Below are 585 nucleotides of genomic sequence, written 5' to 3'. Positions count from 1 at the left end.
CCCAGATAATATTTTGCTTTTTTTCGAATACGATTTTCCTTTTTTCTTTTCACTTTCCATTTGTTTTTTCCGTCGTTCTCGTAATTGCTTTTCGGTTAGACGATACAAAACAAGTCGGGCAAACAAAATTTTTTGATCTCCAACATAAACGTTCCCTACTTCATAGGTCTCACCAGGTAATAAGCGCTCTATCATCATTTGTAAATTGATTTTTATATATTCTGTTTGTTTCTTGATGGTACCATTATGAAAAAATGCTGGATTAGGATTCTTGATATATACGTTTGTATTTAACTTTAGGCGTGAAATAAAATATGTCCCTCGTTGATCCATTTGATCTAAATCCTCTAATGAAAAATACCCTAAATCACGAATACATAAATCGCCTGGTCGTAACGTATCTAAACATTCTGTTCCGAATGTTTTATCATTATTTTTTCCAGGACCTAATTGGAAATTAAGAAATTGTCCACTATGTAAATCATATTCTAATTGAATTTTAATCCCAGCTGTTTGCGCACAACCACCTGAACCAGGATATATATGCCCCAAAGTATTAGGTACCTGAAACATGGTGGCATCCAT

General features: G+C 33.5%; 1 protein-coding gene. It reads right to left on the bottom strand.

Annotated elements, in window-relative coordinates; all coding sequences use genetic code 11:
• The coding region (locus tag ACCC84_RS23895) for an IS4 family transposase (protein ID WP_371902439.1) at positions 1-585 on the bottom strand (585 nt) is incomplete at both ends.

The organism is Serratia odorifera (assembly GCF_041448735.1).
In the GTDB taxonomy this organism is placed as follows: domain Bacteria; phylum Pseudomonadota; class Gammaproteobacteria; order Enterobacterales; family Enterobacteriaceae; genus Serratia_F; species Serratia_F odorifera.
Note: the sequence above shows the minus strand (reverse complement) of the source record. Positions and strands in the feature narration are given on the sequence as shown.